This is a genomic window from Leptolyngbya sp. CALU 1928 (genome assembly GCF_056784215.1).
In genome coordinates this window covers 60,800-76,133 of sequence record NZ_JBXBCE010000020.1, presented here as the reverse complement: position 1 = coordinate 76,133, position 15,334 = coordinate 60,800, and the positions used below count along the sequence as shown (strand labels likewise).

The following is a 15,334-nucleotide window of genomic DNA, read 5'->3' as shown; positions in this document are numbered from 1 at the left end:
ATTCTTTAGCTCACAAAAGATCAAGCACCTCCTAGGCTAGCTCAATTTCATCTTCAAAAAACCAGGTCGAAAACTTGTCATCAAATCGAACTAGCCAGCCCACGCCACTACCGTCTGTCATTTTGTAATCTTGAATAACGCCAGTTTGACCGAGTTTGTTAATAATTTCGCCATTGACGCGATCGCGCAAGCGCCGCACCCGAACTTTCTGACCGACTTCCATTGCAACTCCGAAGGATAAATCACACACCAGTTTATCAGCGTCTTGCGATCGATTTAGCCAGTCAATTAACCAATTGCCGCTAAAATTCAGGAGACTTAAATTTCTAAGGGCACAATCTATCGTCATGCTGGCAAAACGAATTCTGCCCTGTTTGGATGTGAAAGCAGGGCGCGTGGTTAAAGGGGTAAACTTCGTAAATTTGCGGGATGCGGGTGACCCTGTGGAACTTGCCCAGATTTACAATCAAGCGGGTGCGGATGAACTCGTTTTTTTAGACATTACTGCCACCCACGAAGACCGAAACATTATTTTTGATGTGGTCTATCGCACTGCCGAGCAAGTTTTCATTCCGCTGACAGTGGGGGGTGGCATCCAAAGCTTAGAAACCATTAAACAATTGTTACGAGCGGGTGCGGATAAAGTTAGCATCAACTCTGCCGCTGTGCGTGATCCTGGTTTGATTGACCGTGCCAGCGATCGCTTTGGTAATCAATGTATCGTAGTGGCGATCGATGCCCGACGACGTGACGATTCCACTCATCCAGGCTGGGATGTGTTTGTACGGGGTGGACGAGAAAACACCGGGCTAGACGCGATCGCTTGGGCCGTAGAATTAGCAAAACGGGGCGCGGGTGAACTGTTGGTGACCAGCATGGATGCGGATGGAACCCAAGCGGGCTACGACTTAGAACTGACTCGTGCCATTGCCGAGCAAGTAGAGATTCCAGTGATTGCTTCTGGAGGCGCAGGCAACTGTGAGCATATTTTTGCAGCCCTGACTGAGGGCAAAGCTGAAGCCGCATTACTGGCATCCCTGCTTCACTACGGGCAGCTTAGCGTCGAACAAATTAAGTCTTATTTGACAGAACGTAATATTCCTACGCGATTCCTGTAGGGATTCTCCTACCCTGCGGGAAGCAAGAGCTACGGAGACGCTTTGCGAACGTTTTACGAATTGCCTACTCCATTTTCTGAGTAGCTGTTACAGTGTGTAACATATGCTAATTATTCTTCTTGTTATTGCGATCGCGCTAGTTGCCTGGTCTTTGCATTTGATGCAAGAAGCCCTCGATCGCCAAGAATTTTCGTTAATGCTGGCAGGAACCCTCGTTGCGTTTTCTGCGGCTGCTTTGGTTGGAGTCTACCTTTTAATCAACAATCATATGGGTTCCCTAACCCAAATGGCTCATCAGCCCGTATATGATTTTTCGGCTTACGATGCTCAACTGGTCGTCTCGACTCAACCTGCCAAATTGCGTCCTTAAAAAGCACCTTTTCTGATCCGCTCAATTTTTAGATTTCATTGCTACTTGCGTTATAAACGGATGCAATTTGGTAAGACTAAGACTATGCTTCATTTGCCCCCTTGGTGAACGCTTTCTTTTGGTTTTGCTGGAGACTTGTTAGACCCATGACGTACACCATTCCTGAGCTAGATGCGATTAGTCGCCAATTGATGAGCGTAGAGCGACCGAAGAAGGCGAAAATGCTGGTAGTTGACGACGAGCCAGACAACCTAGACTTGCTCTACCGAACTTTCCGGCGAGATTTTACAGTGCTGAAAGCAGAAAGTGGCATCCATGCGCTTCAAGTGTTAGAAACGGAAGGCGAGGTTGCAGTGATTATTTCGGATCAGCGAATGCCCGAAATGAAGGGGACTGAGTTTTTGAGCCGCACAGTGCCTCAGTTCCCCGATACCATGCGGATTATTTTAACGGGCTTTACTGATGTCGAAGATTTAGTAGAGGCAATTAACTCTGGGCAGGTTTATAAGTACATTACTAAGCCTTGGAACCCAGATGAATTGAAAGCAGTAGTGCAACGGGCGGCGGAAACCTACGAATTATTGAAGCAACGCACGGAAGAATTACAGCGATCGCAAGCTCAAACTGCTCTGCTTTCAGCCATTGTTCGCACTGCACAAGATTCCGCTGATCTAAACTCTTGTTTGTCTCCTATTGCGGATGCTTTTGGTAAAACTTTTCACGCCGATGGTTGTATTTTGCAACGGGTGGACAATGGCGCATTAACGACCCTGAGTGGCGTGTATACGGGTGATGGCGATCGCTTAGAAAATTGGCTAGATAAAGATAGCTTAACGAAAGAGGCGATCGTCAGCCAAAAAATGCAAGTTGCCCTCAATATTCCCGCTGATAGCAATCTAGCAACGGCTGAGCATTACATCGCTTCTGGCATTCAGGCTCATCTCATCGTTCCAGCCGTCTACCGCAATGAAGTGAATGCAGTCCTCTCGGTGCAATGGAAACAACCCTGTACCTTACGAGAAGACGAACTGGTTTTATTACACCTATCCGCGCAGCAGGTGGCACTCGCGTTAGCATGTATGCGCGATGATTAAACTATGCGCGATGGTTAAACCAAACTAAAAATCAAAACAGTCCTGCTTAGATGATTTGAGGTTGCTAGACACAGCTTGCACTATTGATTGCTCTGTCGATCGCGCCAAGTTTAATGCCACTTGCGCTGCACAGGGACGCATCAGCGACCACAGCAACGGTGCTAACCATCCACGCAGGGTCACTGAATAAGAGACACAGGTTCCACAAACGGTTGATTCCACCCGATAAGTGACTTGTTCTTCTAATCCTGGAAAAACCAAAATACGGATACTAAGTGCCTCTTGGGGACGAACACACTCCACAAAAATTTGAATGGGAATTGGAATCAGCCGAGTAAATGCTTGATAGATTAAACCAGGCTTGACCACTAGCCCGTAGGGGACGTTGGTGCTGGCAATAATTGGGTGCCAAGACACATCTTCCAAGTTTGTAATCTTGCTCCACAGATCTTCAACCGAAGCAGAACTCAGCGCTTGATAGGTTCTAACAAGAGGAGTCTGCGAAATAGCTTTCTCACGAGGATTGAATTTAAATAGACCGCTAAGCATGTCTGAGTCCTCTTCGCCGAAGCTTATCTCATATCCTCTGATCTTATCCAAGACCCTGTACTTAAGGGATCGTCCTAACGTTAGGTTTTCTGCAAATCTTTCATTTAAGCAGCGATCGCCTAACAAGACCCCTGACAAAATGATTGCTTGATTGCCCACAAATAAAATTTTAAACCGCTGTAACAATCCGTTGGTTGCAGAGCCAATTCGCGGTAGGCTTAAAAAACATGAATACCAAAGTTTAGTCGTTCAATACTTTACTGACTGTTCTTAAAACTTCTCAATCGAACCCAAAATCGTTTGGAATTTAAGTGCCGTTCTAGGTAAAAATATAGTCTCAGTTCGAGTTTTATCGTATTGAAACGCGCAATAAGCGCAGAAATCCTCTGTTTTTGGTTCGCAAGTTTCAGCACACTACAGACCAGTTTGTATCAGGAATTGGGTGGGTATGACAGCTTTTTTTACTTCCGAAGCAGCCATCGTCGATCAGGCTCTTCCTCCTAGTAACTCTCGTGAGCGGGTGAGTCAGTTATTACGCAATCTGCAAGACGAGATTTGCAGTGGCTTAGAGCAAGCCGATGGAACTGGCAAGTTTCGGGAAGACAGTTGGGTTCGCGAAGAAGGCGGCGGCGGGCGATCGCGTGTCTTACGAGATGGCAACATGATCGAGCAAGGCGGCGTGAACTTTTCTGAGGTTTGGGGAAAAGACTTGCCACCTTCTATTCTGGTTCAGCGTCCCGAAGCGGCAGGGCACGGGTTTTATGCGACGGGCACTTCAATGGTGCTTCATCCCCGCAATCCCTACATTCCCACCGTTCACCTAAACTATCGCTATTTTGAAGCGGGTCCCGTATGGTGGTTTGGCGGCGGTATTGACCTCACGCCCTACTATCCCTTTGCAGAAGACGTAGTGCATTTTCACCGCACTCTCAAACAAGCGTGTGATGCTCACAATCCTCACTACTATCCTGCCTTTAAACTGTGGTGCGATGAGTATTTCTACTTAAAACATCGCCAGGAAACTCGTGGGGTCGGCGGGTTATTCTTTGACTATCAAGACAATCAGGGGAAACTCTATCCTATTTCTTATCCCGGCTCTCATAGTGATACGCCTGCCGCGAACTATAGTCAGACGGCTGGCGACGTGCAAGGACGCAGTTGGGAGGATATATTTGCCTTTGTGAAAGACTGTGGTAAAGCCTTTTTGCCTGCTTATGTGCCAATCGCGGAGCGTCGTCAATCGATGGAATATGGCGATCGCCAGCGCAATTTTCAGCTTTATCGGCGTGGACGATATGTTGAGTTCAATCTTGTATACGACCGAGGCACTATTTTTGGATTGCAAACTAACGGGCGCACTGAATCCATTCTGATGTCTTTGCCGCCTCTAGTACGGTGGGAATATGGCTATGAGCCTGAACCCAATACCCCAGAATCTGATCTTTACACAACCTTCCTTAAGCCTCAAGATTGGGTGAACTGGAATCTGCCAAATTCTTAAGGGGTAAGTTAAACTACAGGTGAACAAATTTGATTGATGAAGGTTTGTTGCCTTCTGATCAACTTGTGTCGAAGTTTAGGTTGAGCCGTAGTCGTCACCCAGATATCCACAGCGTTTAGGAGAAGGGACTGATCCCTATGGAGCAAAAATCGATTCATATGGAGCAAAGAAACCATACGACCCAAGATGGCACCTCTGTGATCGTCCTAGTTCCAACTGGGCGTTTAGACATTACTACTGCATGGCAATTTCGCCTTAAGTTACAGGAATGTATTTCTAAGCTAAGTCACCATGTTGTGGTTAACCTAGGTCAGGTCAATTTTATTGATAGTTCTGGTTTAACTTCCTTGGTTGCTGGAATGCGCGATGCCGACAAGGTAAGAGGGAGTTTCCGAATTTGTAACGTCCATCCTGAAGCTCGACTAGTATTTGAAGTCACCATGATGGATTCGGTATTTGAAATTTTTGATACCGAAGAAGAAGCTCTAGAAGGGGTTCCCCGTGGAATTGCGAGTTAATCCCTAGTCATCTTTTGAGATAGTTAGTGGCTGTAATCTTGAGTCTTTCCATAGCGGTAGGGTCCCATCATCGCTCCCCATAAAGCCTGGTTGGTTTTTGGGTTGATTCCTTTGTCGTAGGTTAAGTATTTGCTGGCACTGGCTTCAAACCCAAGAACCACCTGCCTTATCTCTCCTTGGTAATTGAAGCAACATCGATCGCCAATTCGTGGCTTTGCAATGAAGCGATCGCCCTCTAGCAAACTTACATTCAAAATGCAGCCTGGTAATAAATTGACCTGTTCAAGTGTCACCGATTTAAGCAAATCTGGATTATTTCCAGCCCCTTTGACACTGCCTGGATCTTTAAATTCGTAATACTGTACCTGTAATGCGTGCAGCGAATCTGACGCAGGTTGCAGCCGCATTAAACGCTGACGATAGGGGTTTTGCAGATTCATGATATTTGCTTGCTCTGCGAATATCGTAATGCTGTCTTCGCCAAAAAGCGCCACTGGACGTTGCCATAGCCGTAGGTGAACATACCAAACAGGTTCAGCCGCCGCTTGCTCAGCGTTCTCAAATTCACCCGTGAGATGGGAGGCTAGGGTAAGTAGATTAGGAGGAAGGCGCATGATGATGAAGCAAAGGAGTGATTTATGATTTCTTTAACAAAACTTGGCAAACGTCTCATACCGAGGGAGAATGAAGGGGAGATCAACCACCAAAATTCTACTGTGAATACTGTCCGTACTGTTTCAGATACCAAGCGAGCTTTTTACTCCTGCCATACGCGCCCAATTAATTCGATTTATCGTCGGGTGGTTGAAGAATTAATGGTGGAGATGCACTTGCTTACCGTCAATGTGGATTACCACTACGACCCAATTTATGCTTTGGGAGTGGTTACTTCACTCGATCGCTTCATGCAGGGATATCGCCCTGAGCAAGATAAGGATTCGATTTTTAATTGTCTTTGCCAATCGCTGCCAGACGATCCTCAGCGGTATAAAAGCGATGCCGAGCGCTTGACCACTTTTGCTCACTCAGTCGGCTCAGCGAAAGAGTTGGTGTCTTGGGTGGAAACCGCTGCCACGATCGCGTCGGGGGATGAGCTACAAGAACAAGTCAAAGCGATCGCCAATAATCCCAAATTTAAATACACGCGGTTATTTGCCATTGGGTTATTTACATTATTTGAATTGGCAGATTCGGAAGCGGTGCAAAACGAAGCTCAGCGTCAAGAACTTTTAAAGGAAGTTTGTGCGGCTCTGCGGTTACCTGAAGACAAAATCCAGAAAGATTTGGAGCTTTACCGTAGCAATCTAGAGAAGATGGCTCAGGCTCAGGCAGTCATGGCAGATATTTTGCAAGCCAGTAAGAAAAAGCGGGAAGAACGGCTTCAGGCAAACAGCGAGAATGGTTCTAGTTCTGTTGATATGACTGAGACTCCCAAAAACGAAGCCGCCTCAGGTTCTTAATGTATGTCCCCTCATACGTCTTCAAAACCCCAGCAAGGTCACTACCGGTATGATCCAACTGCTTTAGATCAACAAGGTCCGGCGCGCCTTTTTTCTCATGTGGGGGAAGATGGCGTGATGCGATATATTGCAACCCAATTAGGGAAAGCAGCGGTTGACCAAGGCAAGTTGTCTCATCCTTTAAGTCTGCTGGGTAATCAGTTGAAGCACACGGCTCGCAAGGCGGATGAGCTTTGGAGTGTTGTAACTACCCGGCTAGTTAATTTAGAAATTTTTCAATCGGGCTGGTTTAACTTTGATTTGCCGCCAGATGAGCAATTTGGAGTAGGGTTTGTTCGCGATCGCCGAGACATGATAGAAGCGCTGTTGTCGGCGAGAGAGGCAGCATCAAAGGAAGCTTGTCTCACCCAAGTTAGAGCGCGATCCTACGAAGTCTTAGAACAGCATCGTCGATCGCGTCCAACCGTTGTTCACATTCATGAGCGGGAAGGGGGACTGAGCGATCGCGAGTTTGCCCGTCAGCGGCTTGCAGGACAAAACCCCATGGTGCTGCGTCGCATTCAGCCTGCCGATCAACCGTTACTGCAAAGCTGGGCGAATCTAGAGTGCGTGCTTGCCAATGGCGATCGCGTTGATCTGGCGCAATCGGCAGCGGATAGTTGCTTGTTTGTGGCAGACTACCCCTTGTTACAAAGTTTGACGGTTGCCGATTTGCAGCCCGGTCGCTATGTGGGTAGTCCTGTGGCACTGTTCTACCACACACAAAATGGGTTAGAACCGCTGTTGATTCAGCTTGAAGCAGGATCGGTTGCCCTGCGGCACCAATCAGAAAGCGATGCCTGGATGCTGGCAAAACTGTTCACGCAAGTGGCAGATGTCACCCAACATGAGTTGATTGCCCATCTGTGTGATACGCACTTAGCAATGGAAGCGTTTGCGATCGCGACTCCGCGCCAGTTGCCCACCAGTCATCCGCTGTATCGACTGCTGCGTCCCCATTTCCAATTTTTGTTGGCCATTAATAATCGCGGTAACACCGTGCTGTTGGGTGAGGGAGCCGCGATCGACACTTTAATGGCTCCGACGCGCCAAGCCTCCATTGGGTTAATCAATCGTGCCTATCGGCAGCGATCATTTGGCGATTATGCTTTGCCAAAAAACATCCAACAGCGAGGGATTGAACCCGAATTTTTGCCAGAGTTTCCCTATCGAGATGATGCGCTGCTGCTGTGGGATGCGATTCAGCGGTACGCGACTCAGTTTCTACAGCAGTACTATCCAACAGATGAAGCGGTTCAGCAAGATTTTTATCTGCAAGCTTGGGCGGCGGAATTAGGCAGTTCTCTGGGCGATCGCCCTGGTAGTGATTTTCCCACTGCACCCTCCTGGCTCCCAACTGAGGCGATCGCCCAGGCAGGGCTTGATCTGAGCGAACTGCCCGACTATCCACGAGTCCCAGGGTTCCCCACCGAGATTGCTAGCCTGCAAGATCTTGTTAAGATTGCTACCCAACTAATTTTCACCTGTGGACCTCAACATGCCGCTGTAAATTTCAGCCAGTTTGACTATGTGGGCTATGCGCCCAACGCGCCTCTAGCGGCTTATTGTCACCCTAGCTCCTGCACTTCCGTGGAACAACTGCTGCCACCGCTAAAACAAGACTTGGGACAAATCGAGCTAAGTTTTGCCCTCAGCGGCATTCGGTGGGGCAGATTAGGCAGTTCTGATTTGATTGACTTCAAAGATATTGGCGATCGCCAAGTCTTGGAGCAGTTTCGGACAGAGCTAGTCGCGATCGAGCAAGAAATCATGCAACGCAACCGAAAACGAGTTGCCTCTACAGGGATTGCTTATCCTTATCTGCTCCCCTCTCGCATTCCCAACAGTATTAACATCTAGCAAAGAGATCTAGCAAAGAGTGACTTCCGCACTTAGGATTCCGCACTCAACCGCTCCAAGGAAATTCGGGCTGCTTCCGCAACCTGTGGATGACTATCTTTTGCTAGATATTTCGCGGCAGAAACACTTTTTGGGGTTGGCAAGTGTCCCAACGCTTCCGCAAGCCGCTGACGAACCAGCCAATCTTCCGACTGGGCAAAGCGGAGAATATGGTCTACGGAGTTGATCGCTTTAATTTCACCCAATGCCGCGATCGCCGCCTGCTGAAGCACCACTTCCTGACTCTCCAAGGCTTGAATCAGCACATCATAAGCACGCGGATCTTTCAAATTGCCCAACGAAACCGCCGCACTGAACCGGACTAACCATTCTGTGTCTTCATAAAAAATGCGAACCAGTGGCTCGAATGCCCGAATGTCTTCCAAATAACCCAACGCTCCTGCTGCATCGGCTCGAATGCTGTAGTCCGATTCGTTGGTTAAAACATCTAGCAGCAGCGGATAGCATTCATCAGTTTGCTTAATTCCTAAGGCAAAGACTGCCATCGATCTCACCTGCAAATTTTCATCATGCAGCACTTTTTTGATCAACGGCACCGCATCGATCGCCGGCACATCTCGCAGAGTTGCTAACGCAATCCGGCGATCGCGCACATTTTCACTCTCTAAATCTGCCGCAATTCTTTCTAAATTTGGCTGAATCACTTTAAAAATCTCGTTACAAAACTTTACTATTCAATCATTATAACGGAGATATGAGTACAGAGTTGGGAGTGCGGAGTAATCACCAAGGTCAAGACACTCAAAACGTTCGGCTGAACGCCTTACGTCGAAGCCTCAAAACTTCTTCAGTCATCCTTCTCCACTTGCTTGCTGCTTTCGCTCTTGCAGTTTCAACAAAATCTCGGCATGAACTTCGCGGGTGATCGGATAAAAATAAGCCAATACCAGCCCAATTAGCAAAATTACGGCGGGGATGGGACCAATCATTAGCCGAATCGCCAATAACGCTGAGTCTGGCTGGATTGGGCTAGGCTGACCCGCAGTAGTTTTTAAGAAGCCCGACACTTGCAGCGCCTGCCCGACCAAAAAGACCCCAATCGCCAGCGCTACCTTTTGCAACAACACCATGTATCCATAAAACAGCCCTTCCCGGCGTTGACCCGTGTTCAGTTCATCCAACTCAATCACATCGGGAATCATCGACCAAGGCACTAAATAAGCAGTGGACACCCCAAACCCCGCCATCACCGCCAACACATACATTCCAACAACTTGTCCAGGCTGCAAGAGAAATAAACCAATCTGGGCGATCACCCACAGCGACATCCCCATAAAATAGACCGCTTTTTTGCCGACCCGCTTGCTGACCGCCGTCCAAACAAACAGCATGACCAAGCCAGTTGCCTGCACCGCAATCACCACCTTAGTGAAATCTTGTGCTGTTAGACCCATCCAGTTTTGGACAAAGTAGGGAATGATAGCGACCGTATTTTGCACTGCCAGCCACGAACAGAGATAAATGCCCACCACATAGAGAAAAGGACGATTGCGAAACGCAACTTTTAGCTGTTCTACATAAGACATCGTTTGGGGCGGTGGTGGGTTCGCTTGACGGCGAGCTTCTCCCTCTAGCACTCGTTCACGAATCCCAAAGACGCACCAATACAAGGGCAAGACTGAAAGGACGGCACACACGCCCCCAATCAGCAGATATTGCTTAATGGGATCATTCGGGAAGACTCCAAATAGAACTAGCGCAATAATTAAAGATAGGATGCTGCCGCTAATGGAAAAGGCAAACCGAAAACTATTGAGACTAGTGCGCTCATCGTAGTTTTGTGTCAGTTCAGGGGTGAGAGCGGTGTAGGGTAAGTTGACAACAGTATAGAATGCGTTGGAAAAGATGCTGATGACCACGTAGTACCCAAACAAACCCCACTGATTAGTACTAGGATTGTCGCTGAAGGTGGGAACAACCCATTGCAAAAAGAAAAAGAAGCCAAAGGGCACGGCTCCCCAAAACATCCAGGGTAAGCGTCGTCCCCATTTATTCTCAGTGCGATCGCTCATCGCCCCCACCATCGGATCATTAATCGCATCCCAAATCTTGCCAATTAGCAAAATGCTGCCTGCCAAGCCAGGATCTAACCCTGCCACATTGGTAAAAAACACCAACAAAAACACCACCACAATATTGGCAGTAATCGCAGGACCCAAATCGCCCGCTCCATACGCCATTTTTGTCCAAAAACTGAGTGGGCGAGAATCAAAGCTTTCAGAATCAGAATTGTTCATGAGAAGATGAGTAAAATTTCGTCAACAGTTGTATTATTTTCTTCGACTTCTGCAATGCAAAGAGCTTGACCATGCCAGATCTTTACGTCTCTTGGGAAGATTACCATTACTTGATTGAGCGACTCGCCGTAAAGGTGTATCAATCCAACTGGCAGTTTAATCAGATTATCTGTTTGGCAAAGGGCGGCTTGAGAGTGGGAGATATTTTGTCCCGTTTATATGACGTGCCCCTTGCCATTTTGTCTACGGCATCCTATGGAGGTAGCAAAAACCAATCTCGTGGGTCGCTGATTTTTTCTAATGATCTCACCAAAACCACCGCAAATTTGGGCAGTCATGTCTTATTGGTGGATGATTTAGTGGATTCTGGAGTAACGCTGAAGAAAACGCTCGACTGGCTCGATCTCAAATACGGATTCTACATCGAAGAAGTTCGCACCGCTGTCCTTTGGTATAAACAGTGTTCCGTCATAACTCCCGACTATTACGTCACTCATTTGCCAAACGATCCTTGGATTCATCAGCCCTTTGAACCCTATGAACAGATGACCATCACAGAGCTTGCGGCTGCTCATGCCACTGATGCAGAAAAGGCACTTTAGAGAGTAATCAATTTCTTGATACACAATCTCTATATAAATCTGGATTTATGTGAGGTTTAGCTAAAATCTCGAAGTTTTTTTTGATTGAAGTAGTATTTCTGTAGACAACGGGGCACTCTATCGCTACTCAATGGGTCTTGATCCGAACGTCGGATATATGTGAGCAAAATCTATGGCTGCGAATGACAATCCCCCAGAATCTCAACCCCCTTCATCGTTCCGCCCCAAACGAATTGGTGGCTATTTAGTCGATGCTGGATTACTTACGCCTGCTCAAGTCAACGTGGCGCTGGATGACCAGAAAGTAAACGGGCTACGTTTTGGAGAAATTTTGGCAGCGCGGGGTTGGGTGAAACAGGAAACGATCGAATATCTCATGGAAAAAGTTATTTTGCCGGAGCAAGCATCTTTGAATCAACAAGATCCGCTGGGTAATTCGACTCATCAATCTGATGACATGGATACGCCTTAGCAAAGGCGATCGCAGCGTATTTATAAGCCTCCAAATAGCCATAGCCAGAATGGTAACGTCAGCAGTAAGGTGAGACTGCCGATCGCGATCGCGGTTACTGCCAGTTCATGATCCAATTCATAGGCTTCTGAAATCACCAGTGTGGCAAAAGCAGGCGGCATTGCCATTTGCAGCAAAATTGCTCGATGCACCGATCCATGCACACCCAACCACCACAAACCGCTGCCAATCACCAACGGCACCAGCAGCATTTTAATACTGAGGCTGAAGGCGGCGGGTTGAATACTTTTAAGTGAAGTTAACTGGCTTAAGCGCATTCCCACCAGCACTAAAGACAGCGATACTACGCTCCAGGCAAATCCCCGCAAACTCGCTTCCGCTATGGGTGGAATTGCTATATCCCTAGCCACTAGCCCTATACAAAATCCCCATAATGCGGGGTTAGTGAACAGTGGGCGACAAAAGGTATAGAGCGATCGCAGCCAGTTTGTCTGTCTATTGGTCTGGCGCTTGCCCCAGCGCGAAGCCACTGCCACACCCAAACCATAGGCTCCTAAAGTAGAGCCGAGCATGTCATAAAATATCGCCCAAGCAAAATAATCTGAACCCACCAGCGCCAGAGAAACAGGAAATCCAATGTAGCCCGTATTGCCCACCATTGAGGTGAGTAGGAAACTCGCTTGGGTTTTGCGATTCCAACGGGCGCGATCGCTGTCTACATCGTTCCCAGACTGCTTGTGAATCCACGACTGTCCATACTGCATCCAACCCCAAGCAAGACTGCTGCCCAGCAGAATCGCCGCCCAGGCGGTCACTGGTGCAATCCACAGAGATGCAGAAATCAGCGCATGGCGTAGAAATGCCACAATTCCGATCGGCACCCCAATCCAAAAAAGGAATTTGCCAAGAGCGACGGGAGCTTTAGCGGGTAATAGTCGCCCTAAAATCCAGCCTAACCCTGTCCAGCTTAATAGCGGAATGTAAATTGCCAGCAGCTTGGTAAATGGCATGACGTGACTGAATGCTTATTAGAAAATTCGATTTCAGTCTACAGTTCCTAATGTTAAGATGTTGCTCGTTCAACAGGTGCTCAACAGAGCAGGAGCAAAACGCTTGGATAAGGTTAGCGCACCAGATAACTCCTCTGAAGTTACTAAACATCTGCCAGATGATATTCCGGTTGCACTCCGCGATACTCCTGCTGTTGCACCCGCTACGGTGGATCGCTCAATGTTGATGGCAGGTTTAACGACGCTTGGAGCGATCGCCCTTGCCGCAGGAGTTTTGGTAGCCGTACAGCTTCAGCGATCTCAGCAAGCTCAGTCTGACAGTGCAGCGATCGCGGCTAATTCTGCCCAATCCCCAACGCCTCCCAATCCGACGACATCACCAACTGCCGCATCGGTTAATGCAGACACCATGCTGGGGCATTTTCGCTATGCCGAAGCTCCTGCAGCCGAACTAACACCCATCGTCTCTGATGGCTCGATCAAGCTACGAAAAGCCGCTGCCAAAGCCTACCAAGAGATGCAAGCCGCTGCTCAGCAGGAAGGTGTGAGTCTAGTGCCGCTCTCTGGATTTCGATCGCTTACGGATCAGGACTATCTCTTTTTTGGTAAAAAAGCTGAACGGGGACAGGTTGCTGCTGAACGAGCAAAAGTGAGTGCCCCTCCCGGCTACAGTGAACATCACACGGGCTATGCCTTGGATATTGGCGATGGCGCTGTGCCGGCACTGAATCTCAGCCCAGATTTTGAAAACACGGCTGCTTTTAAGTGGCTCAAGGCAAATGCACCGTTCCACAGCTTTGAGGTATCGTTTCCCAAAAATAATAAACAGGGTGTGAGCTATGAACCCTGGCATTGGCGCTTTGTGGGCGATCGCGCTAGCCTCGAAACCTTTTATAAAGCGCGGGGCAAAAAATAGCGATCGATCAGTATGGGTGATTCAAGCTAGTCGGGCGTTTAAAGGCATTCTCGCGATCACACATTGTTTACGCACAGGAGTGACCCATGTTCAACCTTCAATCATGGTCTTCAAAGATGCTGCTCACAGTCTGCATTATTCTTGCCGCCTGCACAGCGAACTCCCAGCCAGAACCTTCTAAGCCCAGCCCAGCGATCGGGAATCCGGCTCAATCTAAGCAGGAATTAGCACGAGCAGTTCTCTCAGAAATCGGCATCGCTCAGCAATATGACCGATACCTGGGTTACATTGTTGACTTCGCAGTTGCCACCCGCCACCTATAAACCCAAATTTCATGCGTGGCTGCAAGGAGTTTTGGTGCGAGAAGCAGGATGGAACCATGCGGAATCCAAGTATCTTGCGCGGCTAGAAGCCACCTTTTCAGAGGCAGAACTGAAAGAACTATTGACTTTATCCAAGCAACCCGTGATGAAAAAGCTGCTGCAAGCTGAGGTTCAAGCCTATGCGGATGCAGGACAGGATCGGCGCAAGCGACTTGACAAAGTAGCGGATGATTACCAATCTGGTCGAATTCAAATGCCCCCCGAAGTGATGAAAGAAACCGAGCAGCCACGCAAATAAAGTTGAAGTCATCCCCGTCTAATTTCAAGTCTACAAGCAGATTTAGCCTCAGTCCTTCGCTACTGCTGCGTTTGTTGTTAGGCTGAATCAGTCGCACATAACCTTACTGAATGAGTCAGTTATCTCTCAATTTGGTTGCCATTTCTATCTTTGTGATCACGATGTCCGCCCTGCTGGGACCATTAGTGCAGTTGTCTCCAGCAGTGCCGGCGATCGCTACGGCTAGCGTTTTAGGATTGGCGGCACTAGATACTTTAAGTTGGCAGGGGCGTGGCTCCACTTTGATGCTGGACTGGCTAGCGGGGTTTTCTGCCGAGCATCGGGCACGGATTATTCGCCATGAAGCAGGGCACTTTTTGGTGGCTCATCAGTTGGGTGTTCCCGTCACAGACTATACCCTCAGCGCTTGGGAAGCTTTGAAGAAGGGACATCCAGGGCAAGGTGGCGTTCAGTTTGATACCCAAGTTTTGGATGCAGAATTGCAGCAGGGCAAGCTGTCGGCTCAAATGCTCGATCGCCTCTGTACAATTTGGATGGCAGGTGGTGCCGCTGAAGCAATGGTTTATGGCAATGCGGAAGGAGGCGACGACGATCGCGGAAAACTGCGCGCCCTGCTATCCCAAATTCGCTTTTCTGCCGCTGACACTCAACAAAAAGAGCGGGTTTCTGTCTTGCGAGCGAAAACTTTACTAGAAACCCATTGGGTCGCCTATGAGGCGCTAGTGGCTGCAATGGAGCGGCGAGATCCGGTAGAGGACTGCGATCGCATTATTGCTTCTGCGATCGCGGTATCAGAAAGTTCTTCAGTTTAAAATTTTTAAGATTCTTAAGAGCGCCGTCTTGAGAGGAACACGCTAAAGTAGTGGGAGTCAATAGTCCTGATCGTAATTGCTAGTCACCATTGGAG

General features: G+C 48.3%; 19 protein-coding genes. 13 read left to right on the top strand and 6 right to left on the bottom strand.

The annotated features are described in order from the left end of the window. Positions 1-31: 31 nt before the first annotated feature. Positions 32-349, bottom strand: a complete 318-nt coding sequence (gene petP / locus AC1S5B_RS27425) for a cytochrome b6f subunit PetP (RefSeq protein WP_482038826.1) — start codon at positions 347-349, stop codon at positions 32-34. Here petP and hisF point away from each other — a divergent pair. From hisF to AC1S5B_RS27410, 3 genes are all read left to right on the top strand, one after another. Further along, positions 348-1,118: an imidazole glycerol phosphate synthase subunit HisF gene (hisF, locus tag AC1S5B_RS27420; RefSeq protein ID WP_482038825.1), complete on the top strand. Its 771-nt coding sequence runs from the start codon at positions 348-350 to the stop codon at positions 1,116-1,118. The two genes, petP and hisF, sit on opposite strands and share 2 nt — an antisense overlap. A gap of 103 nt (positions 1,119-1,221) precedes the next feature. Beyond that, positions 1,222-1,488, top strand: coding sequence for a hypothetical protein (locus AC1S5B_RS27415; RefSeq protein WP_482038824.1), 267 nt, complete (start codon positions 1,222-1,224; stop codon positions 1,486-1,488). A gap of 146 nt (positions 1,489-1,634) precedes the next feature. Then, positions 1,635-2,582, top strand: a complete 948-nt coding sequence (locus AC1S5B_RS27410; protein ID WP_482038823.1) for a response regulator — start codon at positions 1,635-1,637, stop codon at positions 2,580-2,582. A gap of 24 nt (positions 2,583-2,606) precedes the next feature. Here AC1S5B_RS27410 and AC1S5B_RS27405 read toward each other — a convergent pair whose 3' ends face one another. Then, positions 2,607-3,131, bottom strand: coding sequence for an SRPBCC family protein (locus tag AC1S5B_RS27405; RefSeq protein WP_482038822.1), 525 nt, complete (start codon positions 3,129-3,131; stop codon positions 2,607-2,609). Positions 3,132-3,579: 448 nt separating this feature from the next. Between AC1S5B_RS27405 and hemF the strand changes: the two genes are divergently transcribed. Both hemF and AC1S5B_RS27395 read left to right on the top strand, forming a co-directional pair. Next, positions 3,580-4,632: an oxygen-dependent coproporphyrinogen oxidase gene (gene hemF, locus AC1S5B_RS27400; RefSeq protein ID WP_482038821.1), complete on the top strand. Its 1,053-nt coding sequence runs from the start codon at positions 3,580-3,582 to the stop codon at positions 4,630-4,632. 137 nt (positions 4,633-4,769) lie between these two features. After that, positions 4,770-5,150 (top strand): STAS domain-containing protein, encoded by a 381-nt coding sequence (locus AC1S5B_RS27395; protein WP_482038820.1) that lies wholly within the window; start codon positions 4,770-4,772, stop codon positions 5,148-5,150. A gap of 23 nt (positions 5,151-5,173) precedes the next feature. Here AC1S5B_RS27395 and AC1S5B_RS27390 read toward each other — a convergent pair whose 3' ends face one another. Then, positions 5,174-5,764 (bottom strand): CpcT/CpeT family chromophore lyase, encoded by a 591-nt coding sequence (locus tag AC1S5B_RS27390; protein ID WP_482038819.1) that lies wholly within the window; start codon positions 5,762-5,764, stop codon positions 5,174-5,176. 24 nt (positions 5,765-5,788) lie between these two features. On the opposite strand from AC1S5B_RS27390, the gene psb29 reads away from it, so the two are divergent. Then, positions 5,789-6,610, top strand: coding sequence for a photosystem II biogenesis protein Psp29 (psb29, locus tag AC1S5B_RS27385; protein ID WP_482038818.1), 822 nt, complete (start codon positions 5,789-5,791; stop codon positions 6,608-6,610). A gap of 3 nt (positions 6,611-6,613) precedes the next feature. Next, the gene (locus tag AC1S5B_RS27380; RefSeq protein WP_482038817.1) at positions 6,614-8,509 is read left to right on the top strand and encodes a lipoxygenase family protein; all 1,896 of its coding nucleotides are present in this window, start codon (positions 6,614-6,616) and stop codon (positions 8,507-8,509) included. 32 nt (positions 8,510-8,541) lie between these two features. On the opposite strand, the gene AC1S5B_RS27375 is transcribed toward AC1S5B_RS27380, so the two are convergent. Together AC1S5B_RS27375 and AC1S5B_RS27370 are read right to left on the bottom strand one after the other, a co-directional pair. Further along, a complete protein-coding gene (locus AC1S5B_RS27375) occupies positions 8,542-9,213 on the bottom strand; it encodes a HEAT repeat domain-containing protein (protein WP_482038816.1) in 672 nt (223 codons plus the stop codon). Between the two features lie 147 nt (positions 9,214-9,360). Continuing rightward, positions 9,361-10,806 carry an MFS transporter gene (locus AC1S5B_RS27370; RefSeq protein ID WP_482038815.1) on the bottom strand — a complete coding sequence of 482 codons (1,446 nt, stop codon included), beginning with the start codon at positions 10,804-10,806 and terminating at the stop codon, positions 9,361-9,363. A 71-nt stretch (positions 10,807-10,877) separates the two neighbouring features. Between AC1S5B_RS27370 and AC1S5B_RS27365 the strand changes: the two genes are divergently transcribed. Continuing rightward, positions 10,878-11,408, top strand: a complete 531-nt coding sequence (locus tag AC1S5B_RS27365) for a phosphoribosyltransferase (protein ID WP_482038814.1) — start codon at positions 10,878-10,880, stop codon at positions 11,406-11,408. Between the two features lie 172 nt (positions 11,409-11,580). Continuing rightward, positions 11,581-11,880, top strand: a complete 300-nt coding sequence (locus tag AC1S5B_RS27360) for a cyclic di-GMP-binding domain-containing protein, MshE-related (protein ID WP_482038813.1) — start codon at positions 11,581-11,583, stop codon at positions 11,878-11,880. 20 nt (positions 11,881-11,900) lie between these two features. Here the strand turns inward: AC1S5B_RS27360 and AC1S5B_RS27355 are convergent, their stop codons facing one another. Beyond that, positions 11,901-12,890, bottom strand: coding sequence for an AEC family transporter (locus AC1S5B_RS27355; protein ID WP_482038812.1), 990 nt, complete (start codon positions 12,888-12,890; stop codon positions 11,901-11,903). A 103-nt stretch (positions 12,891-12,993) separates the two neighbouring features. On the opposite strand from AC1S5B_RS27355, the gene AC1S5B_RS27350 reads away from it, so the two are divergent. The 4 genes from AC1S5B_RS27350 to AC1S5B_RS27335 all read left to right on the top strand — a co-directional run bounded on the left by AC1S5B_RS27350 (position 12,994) and on the right by AC1S5B_RS27335 (position 15,239). After that, the gene (locus tag AC1S5B_RS27350) at positions 12,994-13,806 is read left to right on the top strand and encodes a M15 family metallopeptidase (RefSeq protein ID WP_482038811.1); all 813 of its coding nucleotides are present in this window, start codon (positions 12,994-12,996) and stop codon (positions 13,804-13,806) included. A gap of 86 nt (positions 13,807-13,892) precedes the next feature. Continuing rightward, positions 13,893-14,129, top strand: a complete 237-nt coding sequence (locus tag AC1S5B_RS27345) for a hypothetical protein (RefSeq protein ID WP_482038810.1) — start codon at positions 13,893-13,895, stop codon at positions 14,127-14,129. Then, positions 14,098-14,427: a DUF2059 domain-containing protein gene (locus tag AC1S5B_RS27340; RefSeq protein WP_482038809.1), complete on the top strand. Its 330-nt coding sequence runs from the start codon at positions 14,098-14,100 to the stop codon at positions 14,425-14,427. Before AC1S5B_RS27345 ends, AC1S5B_RS27340 begins: the two co-directional genes overlap by 32 nt. 110 nt (positions 14,428-14,537) lie before the next feature. Continuing rightward, the gene (locus AC1S5B_RS27335) at positions 14,538-15,239 is read left to right on the top strand and encodes an ATP-dependent Zn protease (protein WP_482038808.1); all 702 of its coding nucleotides are present in this window, start codon (positions 14,538-14,540) and stop codon (positions 15,237-15,239) included. Positions 15,240-15,334 lie beyond the last annotated feature (95 nt).